This is a genomic window from Candidatus Cryosericum terrychapinii, assembly GCF_003570925.1.
GTDB lineage: Bacteria > Caldisericota > Caldisericia > Cryosericales > Cryosericaceae > Cryosericum > Cryosericum terrychapinii.
The window spans coordinates 1-25,652 of the sequence record NZ_QXIS01000012.1; the positions used below are offsets into that span (position 1 = coordinate 1).

26 protein-coding genes are annotated in these 25,652 nt (G+C 56.0%); 1 reads left to right on the top strand and 25 read right to left on the bottom strand.

Annotated elements, in window-relative coordinates; genetic code table 11:
* Positions 1 to 342 (bottom strand): GntR family transcriptional regulator (locus SMC7_RS02110; RefSeq protein ID WP_133298274.1); only part of this gene is annotated, 342 nt, incomplete at its 3' end.
* 305 nt (positions 343 to 647) lie between these two features.
* Here SMC7_RS02110 and SMC7_RS02115 point away from each other — a divergent pair.
* Positions 648 to 2,744 (top strand): WG repeat-containing protein, encoded by a 2,097-nt coding sequence (locus tag SMC7_RS02115; RefSeq protein ID WP_119088732.1) that lies wholly within the window; start codon positions 648 to 650, stop codon positions 2,742 to 2,744.
* A 144-nt stretch (positions 2,745 to 2,888) separates the two neighbouring features.
* Here the strand turns inward: SMC7_RS02115 and SMC7_RS02120 are convergent, their stop codons facing one another.
* From SMC7_RS02120 to leuS, 24 genes are all read right to left on the bottom strand, one after another.
* Complete coding sequence (locus tag SMC7_RS02120) at positions 2,889 to 3,758, bottom strand: metallophosphoesterase (protein ID WP_119088733.1); 870 nt, start codon at positions 3,756 to 3,758, stop codon at positions 2,889 to 2,891.
* 169 nt (positions 3,759 to 3,927) lie between these two features.
* Complete coding sequence (locus SMC7_RS02125) at positions 3,928 to 5,226, bottom strand: acetyl-CoA hydrolase/transferase family protein (RefSeq protein WP_119088734.1); 1,299 nt, start codon at positions 5,224 to 5,226, stop codon at positions 3,928 to 3,930.
* A 63-nt stretch (positions 5,227 to 5,289) separates the two neighbouring features.
* The gene (gene fabG, locus SMC7_RS02130) at positions 5,290 to 6,075 is read right to left on the bottom strand and encodes a 3-oxoacyl-ACP reductase FabG (RefSeq protein ID WP_119088735.1); all 786 of its coding nucleotides are present in this window, start codon (positions 6,073 to 6,075) and stop codon (positions 5,290 to 5,292) included.
* A gap of 14 nt (positions 6,076 to 6,089) precedes the next feature.
* Positions 6,090 to 7,280 (bottom strand): thiolase domain-containing protein, encoded by a 1,191-nt coding sequence (locus SMC7_RS02135; protein ID WP_119088736.1) that lies wholly within the window; start codon positions 7,278 to 7,280, stop codon positions 6,090 to 6,092.
* Between the two features lie 47 nt (positions 7,281 to 7,327).
* Positions 7,328 to 8,278, bottom strand: coding sequence for a branched-chain amino acid ABC transporter permease (locus tag SMC7_RS02140; protein WP_119088737.1), 951 nt, complete (start codon positions 8,276 to 8,278; stop codon positions 7,328 to 7,330).
* Positions 8,278 to 9,150, bottom strand: a complete 873-nt coding sequence (locus tag SMC7_RS02145) for a branched-chain amino acid ABC transporter permease (protein ID WP_119088738.1) — start codon at positions 9,148 to 9,150, stop codon at positions 8,278 to 8,280. Before SMC7_RS02145 ends, SMC7_RS02140 begins: the two co-directional genes overlap by 1 nt.
* On the bottom strand, positions 9,147 to 9,854 hold the full coding sequence (locus tag SMC7_RS02150; RefSeq protein WP_119088739.1) for an ABC transporter ATP-binding protein: 708 nt from the start codon (positions 9,852 to 9,854) through the stop codon (positions 9,147 to 9,149). The genes SMC7_RS02145 and SMC7_RS02150 overlap by 4 nt, the downstream gene beginning before the upstream one ends.
* Positions 9,841 to 10,587 (bottom strand): ABC transporter ATP-binding protein, encoded by a 747-nt coding sequence (locus SMC7_RS02155; RefSeq protein WP_119088740.1) that lies wholly within the window; start codon positions 10,585 to 10,587, stop codon positions 9,841 to 9,843. Before SMC7_RS02155 ends, SMC7_RS02150 begins: the two co-directional genes overlap by 14 nt.
* Positions 10,588 to 10,663: 76 nt before the next feature.
* Positions 10,664 to 12,241, bottom strand: coding sequence for an ABC transporter substrate-binding protein (locus tag SMC7_RS02160; protein WP_207798697.1), 1,578 nt, complete (start codon positions 12,239 to 12,241; stop codon positions 10,664 to 10,666).
* 40 nt (positions 12,242 to 12,281) lie between these two features.
* Positions 12,282 to 13,649, bottom strand: coding sequence for a TetR/AcrR family transcriptional regulator (locus SMC7_RS02165; RefSeq protein WP_119088742.1), 1,368 nt, complete (start codon positions 13,647 to 13,649; stop codon positions 12,282 to 12,284).
* A 6-nt stretch (positions 13,650 to 13,655) separates the two neighbouring features.
* Positions 13,656 to 14,414 (bottom strand): alpha/beta fold hydrolase, encoded by a 759-nt coding sequence (locus SMC7_RS02170; protein WP_119088743.1) that lies wholly within the window; start codon positions 14,412 to 14,414, stop codon positions 13,656 to 13,658.
* A gap of 12 nt (positions 14,415 to 14,426) precedes the next feature.
* Positions 14,427 to 15,416: a 3-oxoacyl-ACP synthase III family protein gene (locus SMC7_RS02175; protein ID WP_119088744.1), complete on the bottom strand. Its 990-nt coding sequence runs from the start codon at positions 15,414 to 15,416 to the stop codon at positions 14,427 to 14,429.
* 24 nt (positions 15,417 to 15,440) lie between these two features.
* Complete coding sequence (locus SMC7_RS02180; protein ID WP_165845063.1) at positions 15,441 to 16,415, bottom strand: 3-oxoacyl-ACP synthase III family protein; 975 nt, start codon at positions 16,413 to 16,415, stop codon at positions 15,441 to 15,443.
* Positions 16,416 to 16,669: 254 nt separating this feature from the next.
* Positions 16,670 to 17,089 (bottom strand): ferritin-like domain-containing protein, encoded by a 420-nt coding sequence (locus SMC7_RS02185; RefSeq protein WP_119088746.1) that lies wholly within the window; start codon positions 17,087 to 17,089, stop codon positions 16,670 to 16,672.
* Between the two features lie 234 nt (positions 17,090 to 17,323).
* A complete protein-coding gene (locus tag SMC7_RS02190) occupies positions 17,324 to 17,731 on the bottom strand; it encodes a YlqD family protein (protein ID WP_119088747.1) in 408 nt (135 codons plus the stop codon).
* Positions 17,732 to 17,736: 5 nt separating this feature from the next.
* The gene (locus SMC7_RS02195; RefSeq protein ID WP_119088748.1) at positions 17,737 to 18,009 is read right to left on the bottom strand and encodes a KH domain-containing protein; all 273 of its coding nucleotides are present in this window, start codon (positions 18,007 to 18,009) and stop codon (positions 17,737 to 17,739) included.
* Positions 18,010 to 18,039: 30 nt separating this feature from the next.
* Entirely contained in the window at positions 18,040 to 18,309 is a 270-nt protein-coding gene (gene rpsP, locus SMC7_RS02200) for a 30S ribosomal protein S16 (protein ID WP_119088749.1), read from the bottom strand.
* A gap of 28 nt (positions 18,310 to 18,337) precedes the next feature.
* The gene (locus tag SMC7_RS02205) at positions 18,338 to 19,651 is read right to left on the bottom strand and encodes a signal recognition particle protein (RefSeq protein ID WP_119088750.1); all 1,314 of its coding nucleotides are present in this window, start codon (positions 19,649 to 19,651) and stop codon (positions 18,338 to 18,340) included.
* 9 nt (positions 19,652 to 19,660) lie between these two features.
* On the bottom strand, positions 19,661 to 20,083 hold the full coding sequence (locus SMC7_RS02210) for a hypothetical protein (protein WP_119088751.1): 423 nt from the start codon (positions 20,081 to 20,083) through the stop codon (positions 19,661 to 19,663).
* A gap of 57 nt (positions 20,084 to 20,140) precedes the next feature.
* Positions 20,141 to 21,112: a signal recognition particle-docking protein FtsY gene (gene ftsY, locus SMC7_RS02215; protein ID WP_119088752.1), complete on the bottom strand. Its 972-nt coding sequence runs from the start codon at positions 21,110 to 21,112 to the stop codon at positions 20,141 to 20,143.
* The gene (gene rnc, locus SMC7_RS02220) at positions 21,112 to 21,903 is read right to left on the bottom strand and encodes a ribonuclease III (protein WP_119088753.1); all 792 of its coding nucleotides are present in this window, start codon (positions 21,901 to 21,903) and stop codon (positions 21,112 to 21,114) included. The genes ftsY and rnc overlap by 1 nt, the downstream gene beginning before the upstream one ends.
* Positions 21,900 to 22,889, bottom strand: a complete 990-nt coding sequence (gene plsX, locus SMC7_RS02225; protein ID WP_119088754.1) for a phosphate acyltransferase PlsX — start codon at positions 22,887 to 22,889, stop codon at positions 21,900 to 21,902. Before plsX ends, rnc begins: the two co-directional genes overlap by 4 nt.
* Positions 22,890 to 22,892: 3 nt before the next feature.
* A complete protein-coding gene (gene rpmF, locus SMC7_RS02230) occupies positions 22,893 to 23,105 on the bottom strand; it encodes a 50S ribosomal protein L32 (protein ID WP_119088755.1) in 213 nt (70 codons plus the stop codon).
* A gap of 22 nt (positions 23,106 to 23,127) precedes the next feature.
* Positions 23,128 to 25,602, bottom strand: coding sequence for a leucine--tRNA ligase (leuS, locus tag SMC7_RS02235; protein WP_119088756.1), 2,475 nt, complete (start codon positions 25,600 to 25,602; stop codon positions 23,128 to 23,130).
* Between the last annotated feature and the right edge of the window lie 50 nt (positions 25,603 to 25,652).

Sequence of the window (25,652 nt, forward strand, 5' to 3'; positions counted from 1 at the left end):
AAGTCGTTCAATGAGGTCGTCAATCGTGAGGCCGGCGTTGCGAGCCTCGATGACCAGCATTTCCACCATGTGTTCCAAACGTTCTGTCTCGACGCCGACCCTGCCTTCCCGTACAAACGTTCCCTTGCCGCTGACGGTCTCAACCATACCCTCGCGCTCCAGGTCCCTATATGCTTTGGCGACTGTGTTCGGATTGACAGCCAGCTTGACGGCAAGTTCACGTACCGTAGGCAGCTGGTCGCCCGGGTGCAGAGTACCAAGAGCTACACCATTCCTGACCAGCTGAATGATCTGGAGGTACACGGGCACACCATCATACGGGTTCACATAGAATTCCATCATCACCCCTTATTGTACTATTACGATAGTACAATACGCAGGGTTGTCAAGAGTTGGCTGAGAACGGCGGAAAATCAGAACGAGGGGGAAAGTCCGGTCGTATGGGAAGCGAGTGCAGTCACTTGACGGAGAATGCCCCTGGCATTTCGGGTATTCTGTCCTGCCGATTAGCAAGAACATCGCCACCGCGTTACACTCATGTCAGGGAATGTGAGGACGACCCTGTCCGAGCCGCGGTACTACTCTGATTGTCGTTGGGGATTTTGCAGGAGAGCCGCAGTCCGTGTGATCTTCTGAGGAGGTATTCGATGTTTTGTCCAACGTGCGGGAAGGAAATCCCTGATGATTCAGTCCTCTGTCCCGCATGCGGGGCGAAGTTAGCGGGTGACGACAAGAAACGCGGATTCAAGGTCAGAATCATTCTGCCGGTCGTCCTTGTCCTGGTGCTGCTAGCCGCATCTCTTGCCATGTATCAAGTGATCAGGGCACATACTGGTATGACCCAGAAGGTTGCATCGCTTATCCCTTACAGGAAAGGCGATAAATGGGGATTCTGCGATTCAAGTAAAAAAATCGTAATACCAACCGTGTATGATGAAGTATATCCTTTTAGTGATGGGCTTGCGCGAGTTAATGTCAGCGGAAGTTATGGTTTTGTTAATACTGCTGGAAGCGTAGTAGTACAGCCCGTCTACGATCTTGCAGGAGATTTCAGCGAAGACGTTGCCTGGTTTGCAAGCGACGGCAAATACGGTTTCCTAGATAAGAAGGGGAACGTTGTAATAGAACCCGTTTACAGTGTTGCGAACAACTTCGAAGGGGGACTTGCCAATGTTATGCTTGGGAATATCGAGAGTCTCATAGATAAACACGGGAAGACGGTAATTCCATTAGTAATACCGGCTATTGATTGGAACAGAGGAGTCAGTGAGGGTCTTGTACGGGTAGAGACTCTTCCGAAGGACGGTTACATTGACACAAAAGGGACAGTAGTGATTCCCGCTGTTTATGATTTTGCAGAAGAATTTAACGAAAACCTTGCAGTTGTCTGTCTCGATGGAAAGTATGGTTTCATCGACACTAAAGGTACCATGGTAATTAAACCTGCTTACGAAAATGCATGGCAGTTTCAAGAAGGTCTTGCGGCAGTCAAGCTCAATAATCAATGGGGGTTTGTCGATACCAAGGGAAATCTGGTAATACAACCTCTCTATGAGGATGTAAGTCAATATTATTCATTCTACCCGGGCTTTAGCGATGGACTCGTGGCCGTGGAACTAAATGGACAATGGGGCTACATTGATACTAAGGGGAAGATGATCCTATATCCTGTCATCAATCCAGGAAGTTTCAGGGATGGTCTTGCTCCCTTTGGTCCTGGTGGAAAATGGGGTTTTATCGACAAAAAAGGAAACGTGGTGATAAAACCGGTCTATATCTTTGCAAAGAGTTTTAGTGAAGGACTTGCGCAGATTCGTACTGGTGGCAAGAGCGGTTTCATCGACGAAAAGGGGAATATGGTATTACCACCTATCTACGAAGACGCAAACGATTTTCATGAAGGCATTGCAGCGGTCAAAATCAATAAAAAATGGGGCTGGATCGATACCAGGGGGAAGATCGTGATACCGGCAATCTATGACAGCGCATGGGATTTCAACAACGGCGTGGCGCAGGTAGATCTGAATGGCAAGCGGTGTTACATCGACAAGAAAGGGAATCTCTCAACGCAACCTTTCCTTGGCTATTTCTACGATGGTCTTGCAAATTACTACGTTGGATCCAAGTACGGTTTTAGAAACACAAAAGGGAACATAGTGATACCCTTGCTTTATGAAAACGCAAATGACTTTTGCGAAGAGCTTGCAGCGGTCAAACTCAACAATAAATGGGGCTTTATTGACCAAAAAGGAAACATGGTAATACAACCTCTTTATGATGAAGCAGAAGACTTTCACGAAGGTTTTGCAGCAGTTGGACTCAGCGGTAAGTTTGGTTATATCGACAAGAATGGAAACGTTGTGATACCATTAACTTATGAATATGATTATGCGCACTGGTTTCATCTTGAAGAGTATGCACGACCATTTAGCGAAGGCTTCGCGGCAATTCTGGTTAACCATAAATGGGGTTTCATTGGAAAGAATGGGAAAAGGGTAGTAGAACCCGTCTACACTTCGATGAGCGATTTTCGAGATGGTCTTCTTGCTGTCGGCCTCAATGGGAAGTACGGCTTCGTTGACAAGAATGGAAAGGCAGTCATAGACCTGACCTATGACAAGGTGGAGGATTTTGAACACGGTATTGCGCCTGTCTATCGATTGGTTTACTCCGGTCCTCCAGGTGACGACTACGACACTCTGGGTTACATCGACACCAAGGGCACTCAGTACTGGGAAGATTGACAGAACAAGGGGAAGATCCCTGCCTCGCGAATAGTTACTATTGGTGCGCCTGTTATGGTACAACGTAGTCAGATGGAGGAGCCGAGGGAGCAGGGACCTCTTGCTTCCGAGAGGGTTCACTTGTGGTCTTCAGAGTAGCCTTTGTTACAGGGGCCTGGCCACTGTCACAGGTTTCTTGAGGGTCAGGACTGTCAACTCGGGCCGGCACAGGAACCGTATGGGAAGATGGCTCATACCCATCCCGGCGTTGACATAGAAGAACGTATCACCCAGCTTGAACAGCCCGCGCGCGAAACGTGTGCCGTATCGTGAAGGAACACGCACAGCACCGATGAACGGGAGGCGGACCTGGCCTCCGTGGGTGTGGCCGGCAAGAACCAACCGTGCAGCAGGGCGCTGTGCCAGCTCCTCGAACGCCTCGGGAGCATGCGTCAGCACCAGCGCGAATGCGGTGTCGGGGACTCCCCTGAAGCTGGCATCAAGATCGGCATGCCCAAAGTAGGGGTCGTCCGTGCCGACCAGCCACATGCGGTCACCATGCCGATGCAGTACAACGTTCTGATTTGCGAGGACCCGAGTACCGGTCTCCGCCTGGATGCGCTTGTGCCACGCCGCAATGCTCCGTTTTGTCGGAAAAGCCCGATGGTCCCAATTCCCAGGTACGACAACCACCGGTCCTCCGGCGGCGGCCCAAACCTTGCTCAGGAATGCGAGACAGGCCGATGTCTCCTCCGGGCGATCGACCAAGTCGCCCGTGATGACGACAAGCGATGGATGCTCTCTCCTGATGACGTCGATTGCCGTGCGGTAAGCCCGCGAAATATGGTGGAGGTGCAGGTCCGACAGCTGCACGATCTTCATGCCGTCGAAACCGGACGGCAACCATGGAGACGCGACCGTCAACCGAGTGACAACCAACTGAAACGGCTCGAGCAGAAATCCCTCCGTGAAGGCTGCGCCCGCGAGTGCACCGCATACGATACCCGTTGCCCTTCTTGTCGCTACTCTGTTCACGTGTTCTCTCTCCAGTGGCCGAGGTTGAAACGCAATACTGCGAGTATAGCGGTACAACAAAGAAGGGGCAACCGTGCAGAGCGAAAACCATGATGGCGGCGCTAATGCGCCGCCATCATGGTACAGGGAGGAGGATGACAATATCACCTCCTGCGTCGTTCGTCGCGCACTACAGCACGCCGAGCTTCTTCGCCTCCAATGACAGACTCTCTCTGAACTTCGGATGCGCTATCGCGATGAGGGCAAGCGCGCGCTCCCGCACACTTTTCCCCTTCAGATGTGCTACACCGAATTCTGTGACGATGTAGTCGGTATCCTGACGGGGTACCGAGACGAAACTACCCGGACTCAGCATCGGTACGATGGTCGAAATCTCATCATTCTTCACAGATGACCGCATCGCGATGATTCCTTTTCCTCCCCGCGACAATGTGGCGCCCCGGTGCATATCGAGCTGCCCACCAGTACCTGTATAGTGCCGGTACCCGATGGACTCGCTGCACACCTGTCCCGTCAGATCCACCTGAAGCGACGTATTGATGCTTACCATGTGGTCGTTTTGGGCGACGACGTATGGGTCATTCACGTACGAGCCTCTCAGGAGTTCGACGCCGACATTCTCGTCGATGAACTCGTAGAGGGCCTCACCACCCATGGCGAAGGTACCGACAATCTTGCCCTTGTGAAGCGTCTTCTGGGTATTGTCGATGACTCCAGCCTTGACCAGGTCGACGATGCCGTCAGTGATCATCTCGGTGTGGATCCCCAGGTGCTTCTTCCCCGACAGGAACTTCATGATGGCGTTTGGGATGCCCCCGATACCGATCTGCAGTGTAGCCCCATCGTCAATAAGTTGTGCGATGTTCTCGCCAATGCGCTGCTCGACGTCCGTTGCCTGAACGGCAGGGACTGTCAGGAGCGGAGCGTTGTTCTGCACCAGCAAGTCGACGTCGTCAACGTGCACCTGCGTATCTCCAAACGTCCTCGGTAAGTTCTCGTTGATTTCCAGTACCACAAGGTCAGCATTTTCGATCATGTCCTTTTCGTAGACGAGACACAGAGACAAGGACATGAACCCGTGGCTGTCGGGCGGCGTTGCCGTCCCGACAAACACATTGATTGGTTCCGCCTGGATCTTCTCCCGTCCAGCATTGTGCAAGTTGTTGGGGATGAACGAAACCAGTCCCTTCTTGTAGAGCTCACGTTCAGAGTTGCCGAAGTACCAGCTCTCCATCCTGAATGGAGCATCGGTATCGGCTCCAACGTCAGCCAGAAATGGGTAGTCCCTGAGCAGAAGGCAGGATATGACCTTCACGTTGTGGACACGCTCCCGGATACCATGCAGCGACGACAGGAACCCCTGTGGCTGGGCCGCCGCCATTCCCACGACAACCGTGTCATTGGACATTATCCTGCCAAGCACCTCGTCCATCGAGACGAGCTTCTTCATCCAGGATTCCTGCTGCATCGTTCCCTCCCTTGAGATCAATCTGCTCCGTGTTTCAGTCAACGTGCTGCCCGCCGGCCAAGTTCATGTCCCTAGGACGATGCCCCCGTCCACAGCCAGCGTTGCGCCGTGAATGAACGCAGCCTGGTCGGACGCCAGCCACACGTATGAATTTGCGACATCCTCAGGAGCCCCGATGCGTCCTACGGGCGTGTGGGCGACCATTCCTTCCAGGACCTTCTCCGGCATTGCTGCAACCATATCCGTCATGATGAACCCAGGGGCAACGGCGTTCACGCGTATCCCGTACTTGCCCAGCTCGCGTGCCCACGTCTTCGTCATTGCGATCAGGCCAGCCTTGGTCGCCGCGTAGTTCGTCTGTCCAAAATTGCCAAAAGCTGCGACCACCGAGCTGGCGCTCAGGATGACGCCATGCCCCTGTTTGATCATGTAAGGAGCAACAGCCCTCGTTGCAACGAACACGCCTCTCAGGTTGACGCCGATGACAGCATCGAAGTTGGCATCCGACATCGTCCCGGTAACGACCCCTTCCTTGAACTTGACCAGCTGACCATCGCGGGTGATGCCGGCGTTGTTGACGAGTACATCAATATGGCCCCATGTCTCGACAACCTCAGCAACTGCTTTCTCCACGGCCTCTGCGTCGACAACGTTGACGGCCTGGAACATCACAGGAGTGTCCAACTGCTTCAGGTCAGCCAGCGTCGCCGCCCCTGCCTCGGCATTCATATCCCAGATGCTGACGCGCGCTCCCTCCTCGGCGAATCGTTTCGCCGTCGCCCGGCCGATGCCGGCAGCTCCGCCCGTGACGATGACAACCTTGTCCTGCAGTCCATATCCCTTTGTCATGGCTTCCTCCCTCTCTACTTGACGCGTTTCAGTACTGATGCAAAGTTGCTGACGTTCGAGCCGCCGACGTTCATGACGACCCCTACCTCCGGATTCTTCGCGCCGAGGCCAAGTGGACGGCCCTCAAGCTGGCGCGCGACGTAGACGTGCATCGACACGCCGGTGGCTCCTACGGGGTGTCCCTTGCCGATAAGACCTCCACTGAGGTTGATTGGGCAGCCACCGTCCGGCTGTACGACGTCGCCACGCTCGATCAGCCGGCCCCCGTCGCCTTCTGCACACAACCCCATTGCCTCATAACTCAACAGCTCATTGATTGTGAAGCAGTCGTGGACTTCTGCGCAGTCAACGTCTGATACGGTGATGCCGGCTTTGCGGTAGGCTGACTCGACAGCCATCCTGCCGGCAACGTTGTGCCACAACTCGCGTTTGCTGGACTGCATGTGATCGGTGACAAGCACCTGTGAACTGATCTCCACGACATTCTGCTTAAGAGCCTTGACGTCTTCGACAGGTCCCAGCACCATGGCAGCCGCTCCATCGCTGACCAGAGAGCAATCCGTCAACTTGAGCGGGTCGGCAACGAGAGGGTTCTTTTCAGATACGTGCAGTGCAAACTCCAGACTGCTCGGCTTCGTGTACATATGCGCAAGCTCGTTGTGTGTCGCGTTGTCGCGGTTCTTGGCATGCACCATGCCCTGCCACAGGTCCATCTGGTCGTCACTGTATCCGTAGTGCTCGCGGTATGCCTTCGACCACATACCGAACAGGCCCGGGAACGTCATGCCCTTGCTCCCCTCTTCTGGCCAGTACGATGCCATGGCAAGCGCATGAGTAACGCCGTCCCGGTCAAGCGATGTCATCTTCTCAACCCCGATGACCAGTACAAAACGAGCCTCCCCCGCGCCGATGGCCAGACGCGCTGCACGCACAGCGGCAGAGCCGGAAGCACATGCCGCCTCCTCTTTGACACATGGCTTGTAGAGCAATGCCGGGTCGATTTCGACCGCCCATGGGGCCAGGTGTTCCTGGTTGTTGAACGACCCTGAGCTGAAGTTGCCGACCCACACCCCGTCGATGTCTCTGGGATCGATTTGTGCATCTGCAATTGCTCCACGCCCCGCATCGGTAATGAGGTCATACACACTCTTGGTTTCCAGCTTACCACACTTGGAACAATAACTGCCTAGAATTCCGACACTCATGGTGTCCCCCTTTGTTCCGGATTGTATTTCGCCGTGCGCCTGCTGCGTTACAGTTTCAGACGAGTCTGTACGCGCGTGACCAACTCCGACAGACCCTTGGGCAAGAACACGACTGAACCGATGATGCTGAGACCGAAGATGACAGTGGCGAGGTACGTCAGCTTGGCCCCGATGATCAGAGGAAGCATGACCCAGAACAATGCCCCCAGAATGGGACCGATGATCGTGCCCAAACCGCCGATGATACTCATAGAAAGCAACCCGATGGAGAATGTCAGCCCAAAATTCGTCGGATGCAGGTACGAGATCGTGAACGCATACAGTGCTCCTGACAGACCAGCGATACATGCCGCAAAAATAAAAGTGATCAACTTGTAAGCCGCGACGTTGATGCCCATTGCCGCAGCCGTCATCTCCGAGTCGCGCACAGCACGCACCGCCCGTCCGCTGCGACTGTTGAGGAAATTGCGGACAGCAAGGAACACGAGCGTAAGAACAACGACAAAGAAGTAGTACCTGGATGCGTCAGAGGCAAGCGTCCATGGTCCAAGCCGGAGCGATGGGATGTTGGACAGTCCATAATCTCCACCCGTAATGGCGAGCCTCTTGATGACATCGGCAACGGAACTCCCCAGCGCCATCGTCGCCACCGCCAGGTAGAACCCGGACAGTCGCAGCGATGGGAAGCCGATGACAAGTCCAAACAAGCCCGCACCGGCTACGCCGGCGACGACGGCCAGGAACATGTTCACGTGGTAGGACATGACCAGCACGGCCGCTGTATAGCCACCGATAGCCATAAATGCGGCATGCCCCAGCGAGACAAGACCCCCAAACCCCATAAGCAGATTAAGTCCCTGTGTTGCCAAGGCATACAACATGGCGATGTTCAGGTAACCGATAACCGATGGCTTCGTCCGGAAGACCAACGGCACCATGAGTACAAGCACAATGAGCGCCGCGTTAGCTGTCAGTCGTCTGCGCCTTGAAGGAACCATCAGAACCTCCTCTGCTGGCGTTTGCCAAACAGTCCCTGTGGCATGACCAGCAGGACGATGACCACAACGATGAGCATGAAGCTGTCCTTGATGGCCGGGAACTGGTAAGCGACAAGGTTCTCCACGACGCCGATGATAAGCCCTCCGACAGCAGCGCCGAACACGGAGTCCATACCGCCGAGGACGATGGCTGAGAAGGCCTTTACCTGGATGAGGCCCATGAACGAGGGTTCCAGCGAGAATCTTGGGACAATCAGCAGGGCCGCCAGCCCTGCGAGTGCACTTCCAATCGCCCACACCAGCATGTAGATCGACGGTGTGGGGATTCCCAGCACACGAGCTGCATATTCATCCTGTGAGATGCTGCGTGCTGCGGCACCCTGTTTGGTCCGATACAGGAACAGGTAGAGGACACCGAATACGATGATGGTCGCCAGCAGCACGACAATGTCCTGCCTGCTCAGGACCACCGGTCCCAGCTTGATAGAATCACCGGCTACAAGTGGTGGGAAGAGGCGCGGCTCAGTGTTGAACAGAAACGCGGCAAGACCCTGGAAGACCAGCGACAGGCCGAGCGTCAGCATAATAAGCGAGAGGTGGGACCGCGAGCGAACAGATCGCATCATGAAGCGTTCAACGATCAACCCAATGAGAGCTCCTGCGACGACGGTCAGAACGAGAACGAGGGAATAGGGTACCTTAGCCGTCGTTATCATGAAAAACGCCAGGTATGTGACGAACATGCCAGTGTCTCCCTGCGCGAAGTTCATTACGTTAGTCGTCTGCAGAATGACGACTATGCCCATACCCACGAGAGCATAAACTGCACCAGTTGCCAACCCACGGAGGGCGAGGTTCGCCAAGATGTTCATTGAATCCCTCCAAGATAGAGCTGCTTGACCATATCATTCGACGCAAGGTCGTGAGCCGTGCCTTCAAGCGCAATGCGCCCTGTTACGAGGATGTAGGCCCGGTCGGCCACTTCAAGAGAACGCTTGGCGTTCTGCTCGACCAGGAGAACAGAGACCCCTGACTCCCTGAGATGCACCAGCGTTTCAAACACGGTCCCGATAATCTTCGGCGCGAGGCCCAATGACGGCTCGTCCAACAGCATCAGGCGCGGATTCGGCATGAGCCCGCGAGCCAGCGCCAGCATCTGTTGCTCACCGCCTGAAAGCGTGCCACCTGCCTGCCTGCGGCGTTCGGCAAGGATACTGAACATGGTATACATGGCCTCGAGCCTGCTCTTCTGCTGGCTGCGCGGCATAGTGTATGCTGCCAGCAGCAGGTTCTCCTCTACCGTCAGGTCGGGGAAGATGTGTCGCCCCTCTGGAACATGGGAGATGCCGCATCGGACGACCTCGGCGGGCGACAGTCCATTGAGGAGCTTATCGTCAAACGTCACCGAACCCTTGCGTACCCGGATGAGTCCCGTGATGGTTCGCAGCAGGGTCGTCTTGCCGGCCCCGTTGGCACCGAGCACGGCGACAATTTCTCCCTTCTCGAGACTGATCGTGACATGATTCAGGACATCGATGGGTCCATACCCCGAAACTACTTGATCAACTCGCAGCATGGATTTCCTCCCCAAGGTACGCCTCGATCACACGCTTGTCCGCCGAGATCTGGGCGGGCGTTCCTTCGGCGATCTTCTCACCAAAGTCCATCACGGTGACTGAGTCCGAAATGTCCATCACCAGTTCCATATCGTGTTCAACAAGAAGGATGGTCGTTCCAGCGTCGCGCATTCTCTGAATAACACCTTTGAGCGTACCTTTCTCAGACGTCGGGATGCCCGCAGCAGGCTCGTCAAGCAAGATTAGCTTGGGGTTGCTGATGAAGGCACGCGCCAATTCCACTGTCTTGAGCGTACCATATGGCAGGACGGCAGCATACGTCGGAGAGAGCGAACTTAATCCAAAGAAGTCGAGGGTCTCGGCGAGCCGCTGTCGCGGTTCCCCAGACAGTCCAAGCAGCTCCGCCACAAACCGACTCTGCGTCTTGCTGTGCGCTCCGACGAGGATGTTCTCCCGCACCGTCATGCTGGGGAAGATGCTGAGGTTCTGGAACGTACGGGTCACCCCGATCTCTGCAAGGCGATAGCGTGGCAAACCACGCAACTCCCTTCCAGCGAACTGGATGCCTCCCGTATAGGGCACGACCTGGAAGATAGCGTTGAACACGGTCGTCTTGCCCGCTCCATTGGGACCAATGAGCGCATGAATCTCGCCTTCCTCCACTGTCAGGTTAAGTCCCTTGACAGCGACGACTCCTCCAAACCGAACAGTCAGGTTTTCGATTGCCAGCATGATATCCTCGCTTTGTGTCCGGGGGCCGAAGCCCCCGGACAGGATGCCACCACTTGGGTGGCCTGTTGCAGCAGTACTACGGCTTCAGGACGCTGATCCAGTCGCTGACTTTGACCAGTGCTCCCTTCTGAATTTGCATGAAGAACAGGGAGTACTTACCCGAATGTGCCGTCGGACTATAGCTGATATCTTTGGCGAGGACCCCTGACCAGCCGTCAAAGGTCTCTAGCGCCCACACCAGGGCTTCGCGTGTCGGATATGGTCCTGCCCTGCGCACAGCCTCCGTGAAGACTTCAGCGGCGACCCAGCCGGCACACGCGTACGCATACAAGGCTTGGTTGCCGTTCGGGTAGTACTTGTTCCATATCGAGAAGAACTTCACGACGTCCGGGTTCTTGGCATCCGAGAAGTCTACCCAGCCGGGTACGTAAACGCCCTCTGCGGCATCTGCTCCGGCAGTTGCAGCGATGCTAGCGGCGACATAGGAAAGGAGGATCTTCTGGGTAAGCCCAAGTGATTTCGCAGTCTTGACGGCGAGGCCGGCGGTTGCGACGGAGCTCGAATAGAAGATGAGAGCATCTGCGTTGCTAGCCTTGATCTTGAGCAGGTACGCAGTGAAATCGGTCTCGGTCACAGGGAAGGGCGATTCAAGAACAATGGTACCGCCGAACTTGGCGGCGCCCTGCTTGGTTCCCGACAACCACTCGTTGCCCGCCTGATCGTTGCTGTAGAGAACCGCGATGTTCTTAAGACCGAGCGTGGTGCTGGCATATTTCGCAAGGACCTGGCCCTCGTTGATGTAGTTGGGCTGAACTGCAAACACGTATTGCTTGGCCGGAATCGACAGTGAGGACAGGCCGGATGCCTGGTAGATGAACGGCACCTTCTGCTCGTTCAGATAATCCACGACGGCAGCGCAGTCAGGACTACCAACACCTCCAACCACGGCAAACACTTTGTCCTCCGTGACAAACTTCTTGACAACGGTCACGGTGTTGGCCGGGTTGAACTGATCGTCCACGACCTCAAGGCTGATCTTGCGCCCATTGACGCCGCCAGCGTCATTGACCATGTCGAAATAAGACTGCATGCCTTGCGAGAACGGAACGCCAACCACGGCGTACGGTCCCGTCTGCACAGAGAACGAACCAATAAGAATCCGGTTCCCTGTGATCCCGGGGACCACGCCTGTCGTCGCGGACTTGATGGAAATGGTCTTCGCCTGGGAATCATAGTAGACGGACAAACCAAAGGCCTCGCTGATGAGACGCACAGGCACCATGGTACGGCCCGCCTTGATGTAGGGAGCTGCTTCGAGCGACTTGGTGTCGGATCCAATAATAGCTTTCTTCGAACCGATCGTCAGGTTGACTTCGACGTCGCCAAGTTTGATCGTTACTGTGCGCGAAGCTGGAATCCATTCCACTGTGGCACCGTAGGTCTCCGCGATGAGACGAACAGGGACGAACGTACGTCCATTGATGATCTCGGGTGCAACATCCGAAGTGAGAGGAAGCCCGTTGAGAGCATATTGCTTGAACCCAACCTGCAGCACCATGAAGAAATCCTTGGTTTCGGCGCTGGCCGGCCGCACGCCCGCAAATAACCCGACGACGAGGGCAATCGTAAGTGCTAGTGATAATACCTTCTTCATTGTCATGCCTCCTGTTCCGTAAGAATGAGACGCCACACATTCAGTCGTTCTGTCTACCGGACGCGGCCACTCTATGGGCCGTGTTCGCTCGCCCGCGTCTGCCAGTCAGTTTCACCCCCTTGCGTTGATCGTTGTCAGCTTTCGAAGCCGCCCGACGGACCGCTCCTTCAAGTCCGTGCAGAACAAGTCGTACAGAACTTGTGAGCGCAGCAGGTGACACCTCGGCATCGAGATGGTCACTCCACAGAACCCACCGCAAACCCAACCAGTGACCCACGCCCATAAGAGCAAGCGCGGTGATCTCAGGATTGCCCGGCCGAATCTCGCCCGCCACCATGGCTCGCTCCAGCACAATCGTGTATGGTTCGGACAGCCGCGTGTAATACCATCTGCCGAGGTCTTTGTCGACAAACTCCGCCTCGCGGACGACACGATATGAGTCCCTATGCTCCCGAATGTAGTTGCAGAAGGACTCAAGTGCCGCCACCTCGATGATGCGCCTGTCACTGAGGCCCCGCACCGCCTGGGCCGTGTGGCGCCGAAGGCCCTCGTTGACTTCGACGACCAGTCGTGACAGCAGCTCCAGCTTGGACTCAAAGTACAGGTAAGTCGTCCCGGGCGCAACCCCCGCAGCCCGGGCAATGCTGTAGATATCGGCATTCCAGTAGCCCTGATCACCAAAGATGTGCTCCGCAGCTGTCAACAGGTTCTTCTGGGTACGCTCGCCTTTCGACAGGCGCACTTCGGGTTCCCGCCGAGGGGAAACTTCGGGAAGCCGCACGAGACCTTCCGGGGCGTCGCCACGCGCGTCTATGCCATACAGTGCGAAATCCACCAACTGCGTGCAGAACCCGTCGACCGTGAACAGGCTTTCCCACAGCGTCTTTTTGACTGCCACCAGATATACCGATGCGAGAAGGTAATAGCCTACGTCGTCGAGATCGAACTCCGCAGGCACCAGCCCACGTAGCTGGTCATGCACGATAGCCACAACCCGGGAGTAGAAATCACGGACAAAGGCATATCCGTTGAACTCGGTCTCCGTGAAAACTCTGTACAGGCGGGTATCGCGCCCGACTACCTCCAGAATCGTCGAGTAGAACGCCCGAAGCTTCGCTTCCAAGCCCTCTGCTCGTTCCATCCCAACCGACAACGCCCCGGTGAAATCCTCCGAGAACGTCTCGAGGACTGCGAACAGTACTCCTTCCTTGGACTTGAAGTGACGGTAGAAAGCTGAGTTCGAGATGCCGACGTCGCGAGCTATCATCGCCACAGAGGTCTGCGAGTAGCCGTGGATAAAGAATAGCTTCAGCGCCGACTCGACGATCCGCTCGGACGTCGAGAGTGTCGTCGACGCCGAGGGTTTTGGCGACTTCACGGCTGTGATCTGTGTGCGATGCTCAACCATCACTCTCTATAGCTCCTTCTCGAGGGTCGCACCGAACTGCTCCGGTCCCACGAGCATCGGAACGTGCACCTGCCCTCCCATAATAACGAGCTTGCCATGCACAGCCGTGACGGTTGGACGGATCCAGTCGACTGGTACAACGCTGTCCCGGTCACCATGGAGGAACGTGATCGGCATGGAAAGAGTACCAAGCTGCGTAGACATCCGTACACCTGCCAGTGAATCGGCCATTTCCGTATAGCCCTGAGGAACACACCGGACTGCATCGGCAACGAGTTCGTCCACGATGTCATCTGCAAGGCCGAACGGCTCATTGTTCTTGCGCGTCATCGCCTCGATGAGGGGGGGATTCAGCGTCAGCATCAGAAACGAGGCCCGCATCTGATCCGTCATGGGATAACCATCCGCAGGTCCGCAGCCAATCAGCACCATCTTGGAGAACTGTGCTCCCTTGAGCGCAGCCATCAGACCGATGACGGCACCCATGGAGTGGCCGACATAGATGGCTGGCTCAAGCTTCCAGTACCGCTGCCAGGCAATCAGCGCATCGGCGCAGTGTTCCACGGTCGTGGGCGGGACATTATCCGACTTGCCGAATCCCGGGAAGTCGATAAACACATTCTTCCGATCAAGCGGAAGAAAAGGCATCATGAGCCGCCATGAGTTGGTGGAAGCCAGATTCCCGTGTCCAAAGATGACCGTCTTGCTGCCGTCTCCCAACCGCTCGGAGAAGATCCGTCTTCCCTCAAATGGTGCATACGCCATCTCGAACCTCCCCTACAGCCAGCGCATGGCATAGCACGCCATGGCATATCCTCCGCCAGAGGCGGTCATGACAACAACGTCGCCGCTATGGATGAGGTCCTGCTCGAGTGCGTCGTGCAGAGCCATCGGGACGCAGGCTGAGCCCGTGTAGCCGAACTTCTCCATAACGGTGTGCGTCTTGGTCATCGGCAGACCCAGCGTGTTCATGACCCCTTCAATGGTGTTCCTGCGAACCTGCGTGAACAGCAACATGTCAGCGTCCTGCGGTGTCAGGCTGGCCTGTGCCAGTGTCTCCCGCACCAAGCGGGGCCAATGGACCGAGTTGACATCCGGGAACCTCTTGTTCTGATTGTACCGCACTTTGTGTTCCTGGTTCGCCACTGACTCGGCCGTCGGCAGTCTAGCTGACCCTAGATTAACGCTCAGGTAGTCCCAGTAGTACCCGTCAGCGTAGAGCATTGACCCGAGATACCCGCCCGTCTCGGACTCATCTTCGACGAGCACAGCAGCGCCAGCACCGTCAGAGAACGTTGGGGCCGTGACCTTGTCTTGCCAGTTGAGGAACCGCGTCATGGCGTAGGTGCCGATGACAAGTGCCTTGTGGAAGTGCTGGTCCGCCATGATGTACTTGGTGGCCGTGTTGAGCGCAGTGACCCAACCGGCACATGCGACGTTCGTGTCGAACAAACCTGCGTTCTTCGCCAGCAGACGGTGCTGTACGATCGATGCAGTACACGGGGAGATGTAGTCAGGCGTATCGGTGCTGACAATGATGAGGTCCAGCTCTGAGGGCTTGACGCCGGCATTCTTCAGTGCCTGCATCCCTGCATAGACGGCGAGATCCGATGCTTCCTCATCGTCTGCCATGATCTTCTTGACCTTGATGCCGCCGGTCAAAATCTGTTGCGTCAGGTCCAGTTTCAGCATTGCACCGACCTCCTCGGTCGGCATGGAACGTGTCGGCGTGTAGATGCCCGTACCGGCGATACGTACTGTCCTCATGTAACCGCTCCCTGTCCTGATCGACTACAGACGGAGCGCGACTGCGCCCATCGCCTGCCCTGCGCCCGATGCCACCAGCACGACCAAGTCTCCGGGCTTCACCTTGCCCTGCTTGCGAGCATCATACAATGCCATTGGAATGCAGGCTGAACCGGTGTAACCATACCTGTCCATGATCCAGTGCGACTTTGACTCTGGGATGCCCAGAATCTCCAGCACTTTCTTGATGACTGCAAGGTTGATCTGAGTGAACAGGATCAGATCGATAGCATCCAGAGGCTCACCGACCTTCTCCATAAGGCTCTTCACCAATCCCGGCCACGCAACCAGGTTGGGATTCTCGTCGTATTTCTTGAGGATGCGCAGCTTGTGCAGTCCCTTGGCCAGTGTATCGTCGTTGATGGGATACTTGGTTCCCCCGCCAAACACACCCAGATAGTCATGATAGGTGCCGTCGGCGATGAACTTCGACGCCATGAGACTCTCGCCTGTGTTCTCGATGATAAAGGCTGCCGCACCATCGGCAAAGAGAGACGCGGTGTACTTGTCATCCTTGTCCACATACTTCGTCATTCCATATTCGCCAATCAGCAGCGCATACTTGAAGTCCGAGTGAGACCTGAACCATGAGTCCACTGTCACGAGAGCAGTAACAAACGACGCACAGGAAGCCGACAGATCGAAGATCATGGCATTGATAGCACCAAGCTTGCCTTGGACGACAAGCGACGTCGGTGGTGAGATGTACTCGTGGGTGTCGGATGCGACGACGACCATCGAAAGGTCCTTTGCCGTAATCCCGGCTTCTGCCATCGCCTCCTGGGCGGCGGGAAGACAGAGGTCAACCACGGACTCGTCGTCAGCAAGCCAATGACGCTCCTTCTGTCCAACTATTCCCTCGAGGAATCCACTCAGATCTTCTTTGAAGTACTCGCTGAAGTACTCGTTCGTCAGAACTTTGTCCGGAACCTTCAGTCCCATTCCCACAATGTGCGACATTCCCGCCTCCATTTCAACAAAATGCCGAGCACAAAAACTGAATCACCTCTCACTGAATGCAGTATTCATGAACCCAATTCTTTGTCAATACCCCCTCCAGTTCCACCGACCACAAGCGCTGTCCCATGCGGCATTGCCATTCTTTCGACCGTGCATGCGCAGCCCCTTCAGAACCTGCGACTACCGGACTTCCCCGGCAACGAAAAAGGCGCCGGCTTTCCCGGCGCCTTGTGTCACGTACTGTGGTTAATCTGTTATATCTCTTCCAGCAGGCTCTGGAAAGTGTCGAGGTGTCCTTCCTCGTCCCCCAGGATCTCGGTGAAGAGATGTGCCGTCGTGAGGTCTCCCTCCTTGGTGGCCAAGGCGATGATCTCCTTGTACATCTTGACCGTTTTCTCCTCGGCCTTCATATCCGCGGTCAGCATCTCTTTGAGTGACGATCCCACAGTGATGGGTGCAGGGTTCGTCGTCGGAGTCCCTCCGAGGTAGAAGAGCCGTTCGGCAATTGCCTCGGCGTGTTTCATCTCCTCGATACCTACCTTCTCGAACTCATCTTTGACCGCGAAGTGTTTCACACCCTTCCACTGCACGTGCTGCCACATATACTGGAGCGAGACCTGCAGTTCGCCGGCAATCGCGTCGTTCAGCATACCGAGCAACTTCTTGGATGCCATCGTTGTTCCTTTCGGCAGCTCGCCGGATGCTTTCCAGGCACCTCGGTGCCGCCTGCCAGTAGACCGCCTCTTAGCCGGCAGTCCACTCCTGAGTCTGAATGTGACCAATGTCTCTGCCTACTATATACGCTATCAAACTATACCACATAACGCTGGAAGATGTCAACCCGAGTGGGCATACAAAAAGGGCAGAGCGCTGCCGCTCCGCCCTGAGTCGTGTACCGTAGTGAGCTCCTAGTCGATAGAAAGGATGATGCCGTCCTGGACGAGGACCGAAGTCGAGCCGATCTTCTGGAACAGATTGTCCCCGACCTTGACTTCGACAGTCCCTTCAAGGGCACCCTGAATGTAAACAGAGCCGAGTTCCAGTTTGGATACCTCGGCCTTCTTGGCCTCGAGATCCATGACCATCTGCTCCTGCTTTGCCTTCTCGTCCTGCAATTGCGCCTTGACAAGATCATCGTACTGACCACCAACGCCGCCTCGAAGGATAACCTGCGACAGTGAGGACTTCAGTCTTTCAAGGTTCTGTTTCGCCCCAGTATGCGCTCCGTCCAGCTCCTTGAGATAGCTGTCTTTGAACTGCTGGGTCACGACCGTCTTTATGAGAACGTTCTGTTTCATCCAAACGCTGGTTGCCATCGATTCTACTGCTCCTCTTCCAGGCCAGTCTCGGCCTGTTCGTCGTTCATGCTGTCGATTTGGACTGTGGCGCTCTTGCCAGTCTTGGCAGAAGCCGCTCTGATGATGGTGCGAATTGCCTGGGCGGTATGGCCCATTTTTCCGATGACTTTGCCGGTGTCCTTCTGGCCGACCTTGATCTCATAGGTCACGGACTGTTCTCCGGCAATCTCAGTAACAACCACTTCTTCAGGGCTATCCACGAGAGCCTTGACGATGGTCTCGACCAACTGTTTCATCGGGTATCTCCTGATGCGCGCAGAGCCGGCTTACTTTGCGACCTGGCTCGCGACGAATCTCTGCCAGATACCGTTGTGCTTGAGGAGGTTGCGCACGGAATCGGTTGGCTGCGCGCCAAGTCCGAGCCAGTAAGCGACACGCTCTTCGCTGACCTCGATCTTCGGTTCCTTGGGATTGGGATCATAGTAGCCGAGCGTTTCGATGACCGCGCCATTGGTCGGTTTCTTACGGTCGAGCACGACAAAACGATAGTGAGCCTGATGCTTGGTTCCAGTCCTTGCGAGCTTGATGCTTACCATGTTTCCTCCTGTTGCGTACCTGCGAGTATCAAAATCCGGGCAAGCCAAAGCCCCCGGCATGCCTGTTGTTAGCCATCTTCGCCATGCGGCTGAACAACTCGAACTGCTTGAGCATTCTGTTGATTTCACTGACATCCATGCCTGCACCACGAGCGACACGACGCTTACGGGACGCGTTCAGGATGGCAGGACTGCGTCTTTCGGTGTCGGTCATAGAGTCAATGATGGCCGTGAATCTCTTTGCAACGCCCTCGTCGGCAACAGTCCCCTTCGGGACCATATTGGCAGGGAGACTCTCAAGCATCTTATTTATACCACCAACTTGACCTATTTCAAGCAGCTGATCGCGGAGGTCGTAAAGGTCAAACTTCCCCGTTTGGACTCTCTTGGCGACGCCTGCTGCCTTCGCCATGGACTCGGCATTATCGTACCGCTTTAGCAGTCCCTCGATATCACCATAACCGACGATACGCGCCGCATGTCTCTCCGGCACAAAATAGTCGAGGTCCTGTAAATGCTCTCCGACTCCGACATACCTGATAGGTTTGCCAATGGACTCTTTAAAAGACAACACGGCACCGCCCTGTGCGGGTGAATCGAACTTCGTGAAGATCGCCCCAGTAAGCGGCGCAACCTTGTTAAAGCTCTGCGAAAGCGGAATAGCTTTTGATCCGATCATCGAATCGAGAACAATCAGCGTTTCGTCAGGATGGTACAGCGCAGTAACCGTCTGCAGTTCATCCATGAGTTCGGTGTCGAAATCATGGCGCCCCTGCGTGTCCAGAAGCTGAACATCCAGGGATTTCTCCCTGGCAAATCGATCAGCACCATGAACAAGATCCGCCAGACTCCCGGCATGTTCGCCATAGAATTCAACCCCCGCATCAGACGCCAGCTTCTGTAGTTGCTGGTAGGCAGCCGGCCGGCCGTAGTCTCCAGGAATCAGAAGAGGGTAGTGGCCTTCCTTCTTGAGGAGGAGCGCCAGCTTGCCCAGTGTCGTCGTCTTGCCAGACCCCTGAAGGCCCACAAGCATAACCCGATACGGGATGTGCGTTATGGCGATGCCTTTGCCGCCCTGTCCTCCGAGTGCCTGCGTCAGCTGTTCGTAGAGGACCTTGACCACCTGGTCACCGGGCGTGATACTCTTGAGGACCTTCTCGTCCAGGCATGCCTCACGCGTCCGAGCGATGAATGACTTGACAACTCGGTAGTCGACATCGGCGCCGAGCAGACCAAGCTTGACCTCAGCAAGCGCTGCATCGATGTCTCCCTGCGACAGCAGACCCTTGCGGCGCAGCCCATCAAAGACCCCACCGAGCGCTTTCTTGACAGATTCGAACACTCGGCAGGCCTACAGCTCGTGGCTGTTGCGGTTGATCAGCTTTTCGAACAGGGTCTTCAACTCTTCGAGGGTCCGTTCACCTTCCATGTTGTGTGACTGTGCGCAGCACTGGTCGAGTTTGGACATGATCTTCCGGAACATCACCACGTTCTTCTTGTAATTGGCGATAAGCTGCAATTTGCTCTCGCAGCGCCTCATGCGTCCAAGGGAGCGACGGATGTGGTCATGGACCGCCTGCCGTGAAATCCGCAATTTGCGGGCGACCTCGGCGCCGGAGCAGCTCGGCTGGATGTACAGCTCCAGAACTCCGAGTTCCTTCTTGGTGAGCAGTCCCGAGTAAAACTCAAGCAACTCGCCGATCTCTTCCTTGCGCTTGATCTTCTTCTCGTGACCAGGAGTGATGTACCCCTTTTCCTTCGACTTGCTCTGCATAGTTCAACTCCTTGTTGGCATGTAACGGAATAGTTACGTTCTCGCTGCTATTGATGCTTACTCTGACAGCAATATCATGTCCACAATATCGTCTTTGTCAAATGGTTTTATGCTCATAAGTGTTTCACCATTGCATACCAGCTTTATCGGGATGCGCAGTTCACGCGCAATGCTCACGATACTGCCGCCTTTCGCGCCGGAGTCGACCTTCGTGAGGATGATGCCTGAGATCGGGATCGCCTCACTGAAGGCGCGGGCTTGCATGAGAGCATTCTCACCGGTCGTCGCGTCGATGACCAGCAGTGTCTCTGACAATGGCAACCCGAACTTCGTCTCAATGACGCGCACAACCTTCTGCAGCTCAAACCTAAGGTTCTTCTTGTTCTCGAGGCGACCCGCCGTGTCGATCACCACGACGTCCACCCTGTCTGCTACAGCTTTCTGAAGTCCGTTGAACACGACACTGGACGGATCCTGACCCTCCACCGAGCGCATCACTGGGACGCCGGCGCGACCACCGAGGATAGCGAGCTGGTCAACCGCCCCAGCGCGAAAGGTATCGGCGGCAACCAGCAGGACAGTACGGTTCTCCTGCTTGAGCATGTTTGCCAGCTTGGCGATCGAAGAAGTCTTGCCTGCGCCGTTGACCCCTGTAACGAGGATGACGGCAGGTGAACCCGTTGTGTTCAGCGCGCTGTCCAAGTCAAACACGGAGCTCAGCTTGCCACGAATGCGCTCGATGACCTGTTCTGCCGTGGGGCGGCCCAGCAGTCCACCCCTTCGTACTTCCTGCAGGATAGCCATTGTCGTGTCGACGTCGATGCCGGCGTCGATCAGAAGCTCCTCCAGAGCATCGGAATCTGCCGCCTCGCGGCGAGCGCCCCCGACCTGCTGCGGTATAGTCTGTGCGGCACCTGACACTACCGACTCCTGTGCTTCGGCTCCGATTTCATGTGCCTCGACCGGAGATTCTTCCTCCTCAGGCTTGTCCCCGCCAAGAAGTTGTTTAACGCGCGAAAGGAAGCTCACTAACCAGACTCCCCTCGATGCGGGTACTCGGAAACAAAAGTCTCAAGGGCCACACGAGCGGCGTCCTCTTCGGCCTTCTTCTTCGATGACCCACGGCCCTCGCCATACAGAAAGCTGCCGATATGCACCTGCGACGTGAATACGTCCGATCCGTCCTCGCCCCGCGCGACCTCCGTATCATACGACGGCAGCAGGCGGACGCTCCGCTGCGTCTCTTCCTGCAGAGCCGTCTTGTGGTCCAGGACCGCCCCATTGTGCAGGTCGGCTATGGCCTCGTGGAACACGATGCTCACAAATTTTTCGGCCGCGTGCATGCCACTGTCGAAGTATATGGCGGCCACAAGGGCCTCGAAGCCGTCTGCAAGAATAGCAGGCTTGCGCTCATCGCGCATCTTGTCCTCGCCCTTGCCCAGCAATAGATATCTGTCAAGCCCCACATCCAGCGCACGTTGATAGATACCCTGCTCTTTGACCAGTGCGGCGCGCATCTTGGACAGATCGCCCTCCCGGGCGTCCGGAAACTCGAGGAACAACAGTTTGGCAACGATGAAGTTCACGACACCGTCGCCTACGAATTCGAGCTTCTCGTTCGACGTGTAGCTGTGGTGCTCACTCGCGAATGAGCTGTGCGTGAGAGCGACAACCAGATAACGGAGATTCTTGAATGATACTGGGAGCGTCTTGTTGAACTCCTCGGTCCGCTCCATCACGAGAGCGCCAGTGAAGTCCTCTTTCGGAACGACGATCCGATGAATAGCAGTCCTGCGAGTCCGATGCACGCTGTCTGTCACTTCCAGAGTGCCTCCAGCTTCGTCACAAGGCCTTCGTCACTGACATTCCTGGCGACACGGATGGCGTGATAGATGGCCGTGGCGTCGGACCTGCCATGACAGACGACGCTGATACCCTTGACTCCCAGCAGCGGGACGCCGCCGTACTGGCTGTAGTCGAGTTTCTGCTTGACGAGTCGCAGATTGCTGTGAGCCAGCGCACCACCGACCTTACCCTTGATGGAGCTGCCGAGCGCCGTCTTCATCAAGTCAAACAGTGTTTCTGCCGTACTCTCCATAGTCTTTATGAAAATGTTGCCGGTGAACCCATCGCTGACCACGACATCCGCAACATGTCGAAAAGCCTCTTTCGGTTCGACGTTGCCTATGAACCCGGGGGTTCTGGCCGCCAGAAGCTTGTGCGCCTCGATTACCTGGCGCGACCCCTTCTCGGCTTCCTCGCCGATGTTGAGGAGGCCAACCGTCGGCGTCTCCTTGCCCGTAACGAGGCGACAGTAGACTTGGCCCATGCGCGCAAACTGCAGGATGTTCTCTGGAACACAGTCAGCAACTGCTCCAACGTCGATGAAATAGAACGGCTCGCCCGTCACGGATGGTACGGGAGTAATCAGCCCCGGGCGAAGCACGCCGCGAATGCGGCCGAGGACAAAGAGAGAGATTGCCATCTGTGCGCCGGTACTGCCGGCGGAGACGATCGCCTCGCACTTCTTCTCGGCAACGAGCTGGATGGCCCGATAGAGCGATGAGTCCTTGCGCGTCCTCAGCACTTCGGATGGGTGGTCGTGAAAAGTGATGACCTGAGTCGTCGGGACCACTTCGTACAAGAAGGGCTGACCTTGACGATACTGGGACAGTTCAAGATTGATGGCGGCCTCGTCGCCCACGAAGACGACCGTGGCACCAAACTCGCGGGCAGCCTCTACAGCCCCCTTGATAATCTCATGGGGGGCGTAATCGCCCCCCATGGCATCAACTGCAACTCTCATACGTTAGGCAGCAGGCTTTTCCTTCTTCTCTTCCTGCTTGACCACGAGCTTGCCATCGTAGTACCCACAGTACGGGCAGATGTGATGTGAACGGATAGGCTTGTTGCAGTGCCCACAAGGAACAAGGGGGCTATGGTTGTTCCTGAAGCGCATCTTGACTTTGCTGTATCTATTGCCCTTCCTGCTGTGGGTTATTTTCTTCTTTGGATTTGCCATTCAACTTCCTCCTGATCGAGAGTCACTGAACTACAATATTAACGATTTTCCCCTTGATTGCAACGACACGCTTGACAATGTGTCCGGCCGTGTACTTGACAACGTAATCCTGACCGAGCGCCAGGCTTCCCAGTTCCTCGTCGGTCGAGTCGGAAGGAATCCGCATCGAGCCGCGCACCTTGCCATTGACCTGCACTGCAACCTCTACTTCGCTTTCGGCAAGCTTGCTCTCGTCCCAGGCAGGCCAGAGCTGTTTGTGAATGCTCTCTTCGCAACCGTACTCCTCCCATAGTTCCTCCGTCATGTGGGGAGCAAAAGGGGCCAGGACGACAAGCAGCTGCCGCATCGCGGTTTGCCACTCGACTGTCGACAGCACAGTCTCGTCGTTCCGCACGGTCTCAGACAAGAAGTTGAAGTATTCCATGAACGCGGCCACTGCGGTGTTGAACTTGAACTTCTCGATGTCCCCGGTGATCTTCCTGGTCAGCTTGTTGATCAGCAACTCGAGTCTGGGGACACACACATCCCTCTGCACTCCATATGACGCCTCGATGGTGCGCTGGGCGAGCTCCCACAGACGCTTCATGAAGCGGTGCGCGCCTGAGATACCTTCCTTGGACCAGGCGACCTCCTGCTCAAACGGTGCCATGAAGAGTTCATACAAGCGCAAGGTGTCGGCACCATACTGCTCGACAACCTCGTCGGGGGTAATGACGTTATGCTTGCTCTTGCTCATCTTCTGCCCGTCGTAGGAAAGCAACATTCCCTGGTTCATGAGGCGAGCGAAGGGCTCTGTGAAACCAACGAGGCCTTCATCGTACATGACCTTGGTCCAGAACCGGGCATACAGCAGATGCATGACCGCATGTTCCGCGCCACCAACGTACAGGTCGACAGGAAGCCAGTAGTCTATGGTCGCCCTGTCGAAGGGTGCCTTGTCGTTATGAGGGCTGGTATATCGCAGCTCGTACCACGAGGAACAGGCGAAACCATCCATTGTATCCGTCTCGCGCCGGGCTGGTCCGCCGCACACGGGGCATGTCGTTTCGACCCACTCCTTAATGCCGGCCAGAGGCGACTCGCCCGTGCCGCTCGGTTCATATCCCTGCACATCGGGCAACACCACCGGCAGTTGATTCTCAGGAACCGGGACCGTCCCACATGTTGGACAGTGTATCATTGGTATCGGAGCTCCCCAGTAGCGCTGGCGGCTGATGAGCCAGTCACGCATGTGGTAGTTGGTCTGCGCCTTGGCAAACCCTGTTGCTTCACCCTCTGCGACCATTGCCGCGAACGCAGCCTCCGTCGTCAGACCGTCGAAGCGGCCGGAATGCACCAGTGCGCCGCGCTCGGAATATTTATCATTCCAGGCCGCTACTTCATACGCGACACTTGACCATCCGACCACTTGACGGATCTGGATGCCATATTTGGTGGCAAACCCAAAATCGCGGCTGTCATGAGCAGGCACAGCCATGATTGCGCCCGTGCCATAGCCCATGAGAACATAGTCGGCAATCCAGACCGGGACCTTCTCACCAGAAAACGGGTTGATCGCATAGGCTCCCGTGAAGACTCCGGTCTTTTCCCTATCCATCGACATGCGGTCGATCTCCGTCTTCGTCTTGCTGGCCGCACTATATGCATCGATCTTGGCATGCTGTTCGCTCGATACAATCTCGGCCACCAGTGGGTGCTCAGGGGCCAGCACGAGGAATGTGGCCCCCATGATTGTATCCAGACGGGTCGTGAAGACCGCTACCGGATGCTTCGAACCATCGCCGGCCGACACAATGTCGAAGACGACCTCGGCACCAACTGACTTGCCGATCCAGTTGCGCTGCATGATCTTGATGCGCTCGGGCCAGTCCACAGTATCAAGGTCGTCGGCCAGACGATCGGCATAGTCGGTGATTCTGAAGAACCACTGTTTCAACTTCTTCTTCTCCACAGGAGTCCCACAGCGCCAGCACTTGCCATCCTTTGCCTGTTCATTGGCCAGGACAGTCTTGCAACTGGGACACCACCACTGCTCCGACTCCTTCTCATAGGCAAGGCCCCGTTTGTACAGAAGCAGGAAGAACCACTGAGTCCATCGGTAGTATTCGGGATCGGACGAGTTGATCTCTCGCTCCCAGTCATACGAAGTCCCGATGAGTTTGAGCTGCCGCTTGAAGTTGGTCGTGTTCTTAATGGTAATCTCGCGCGGATTCTTCTTCAGCCTGATAGCCTCGTTCTCGGCAGGGAGCCCGAATGCGTCCCACCCCATGGGGTGCAGGACATTGAAGCCCTTCATCCGGTAGAACCGGCTGATGACGTCCGTGGGGATATAGTTGCGGCAATGGCCGACGTGCAGGCCGTCTCCTGATGGATAGGGAAAGTAGTCCAGACAGAAGAGCTTCGGTTTGACGGAGTTCTCTTCCGTCCGGTACGCCTTCTCGGCCTCCCAGAGGTCCTGCCACTTTGGTTCGATGCTATGAAAGTCGTATTCTCTCATCGGTCACTCCAATTGTGAATGCCTTGGTGCCTGGCACCACGATGTTCACA

What these genes read in the sequence shown, in the direction of transcription:
- SMC7_RS02185 (WP_119088746.1), bottom strand. Translation starts at nt 17,089, where the DNA reads ATGGCATCCAAGAAGTTGCTCGGTATGCTGAACGACGCGATTGCCGGC.
- SMC7_RS02135 (WP_119088736.1), bottom strand. Translation starts at nt 7,280, where the DNA reads ATGAGTGTCGGAATTCTAGGCAGTTATTGTTCCAAGTGTGGTAAGCTG.
- SMC7_RS02175 (WP_119088744.1), bottom strand. Translation starts at nt 15,416, where the DNA reads ATGAGGACAGTACGTATCGCCGGTACGGGCATCTACACGCCGACACGT.
- SMC7_RS02125 (WP_119088734.1), bottom strand. Translation starts at nt 5,226, where the DNA reads ATGCAGCAGGAATCCTGGATGAAGAAGCTCGTCTCGATGGACGAGGTG.
- leuS (WP_119088756.1), bottom strand. Translation starts at nt 25,602, where the DNA reads ATGAGAGAATACGACTTTCATAGCATCGAACCAAAGTGGCAGGACCTC.
- SMC7_RS02155 (WP_119088740.1), bottom strand. Translation starts at nt 10,587, where the DNA reads ATGCTGGCAATCGAAAACCTGACTGTTCGGTTTGGAGGAGTCGTCGCT.
- SMC7_RS02210 (WP_119088751.1), bottom strand. Translation starts at nt 20,083, where the DNA reads ATGCAGAGCAAGTCGAAGGAAAAGGGGTACATCACTCCTGGTCACGAG.
- SMC7_RS02140 (WP_119088737.1), bottom strand. Translation starts at nt 8,278, where the DNA reads ATGGTTCCTTCAAGGCGCAGACGACTGACAGCTAACGCGGCGCTCATT.
- SMC7_RS02160 (WP_207798697.1), bottom strand. Translation starts at nt 12,241, where the DNA reads ATGAAGAAGGTATTATCACTAGCACTTACGATTGCCCTCGTCGTCGGG.
- fabG (WP_119088735.1), bottom strand. Translation starts at nt 6,075, where the DNA reads ATGACAAAGGGATATGGACTGCAGGACAAGGTTGTCATCGTCACGGGC.
- plsX (WP_119088754.1), bottom strand. Translation starts at nt 22,889, where the DNA reads ATGAGAGTTGCAGTTGATGCCATGGGGGGCGATTACGCCCCCCATGAG.
- SMC7_RS02170 (WP_119088743.1), bottom strand. Translation starts at nt 14,414, where the DNA reads ATGGCGTATGCACCATTTGAGGGAAGACGGATCTTCTCCGAGCGGTTG.
- SMC7_RS02195 (WP_119088748.1), bottom strand. Translation starts at nt 18,009, where the DNA reads ATGAAACAGTTGGTCGAGACCATCGTCAAGGCTCTCGTGGATAGCCCT.
- SMC7_RS02180 (WP_165845063.1), bottom strand. Translation starts at nt 16,415, where the DNA reads ATGTCGCACATTGTGGGAATGGGACTGAAGGTTCCGGACAAAGTTCTG.
- SMC7_RS02115 (WP_119088732.1), top strand. Translation starts at nt 648, where the DNA reads ATGTTTTGTCCAACGTGCGGGAAGGAAATCCCTGATGATTCAGTCCTC.
- rpsP (WP_119088749.1), bottom strand. Translation starts at nt 18,309, where the DNA reads ATGGTAAGCATCAAGCTCGCAAGGACTGGAACCAAGCATCAGGCTCAC.
- SMC7_RS02165 (WP_119088742.1), bottom strand. Translation starts at nt 13,649, where the DNA reads ATGGTTGAGCATCGCACACAGATCACAGCCGTGAAGTCGCCAAAACCC.
- rpmF (WP_119088755.1), bottom strand. Translation starts at nt 23,105, where the DNA reads ATGGCAAATCCAAAGAAGAAAATAACCCACAGCAGGAAGGGCAATAGA.
- SMC7_RS02145 (WP_119088738.1), bottom strand. Translation starts at nt 9,150, where the DNA reads ATGAACATCTTGGCGAACCTCGCCCTCCGTGGGTTGGCAACTGGTGCA.
- SMC7_RS02190 (WP_119088747.1), bottom strand. Translation starts at nt 17,731, where the DNA reads ATGGCAACCAGCGTTTGGATGAAACAGAACGTTCTCATAAAGACGGTC.
- SMC7_RS02150 (WP_119088739.1), bottom strand. Translation starts at nt 9,854, where the DNA reads ATGCTGCGAGTTGATCAAGTAGTTTCGGGGTATGGACCCATCGATGTC.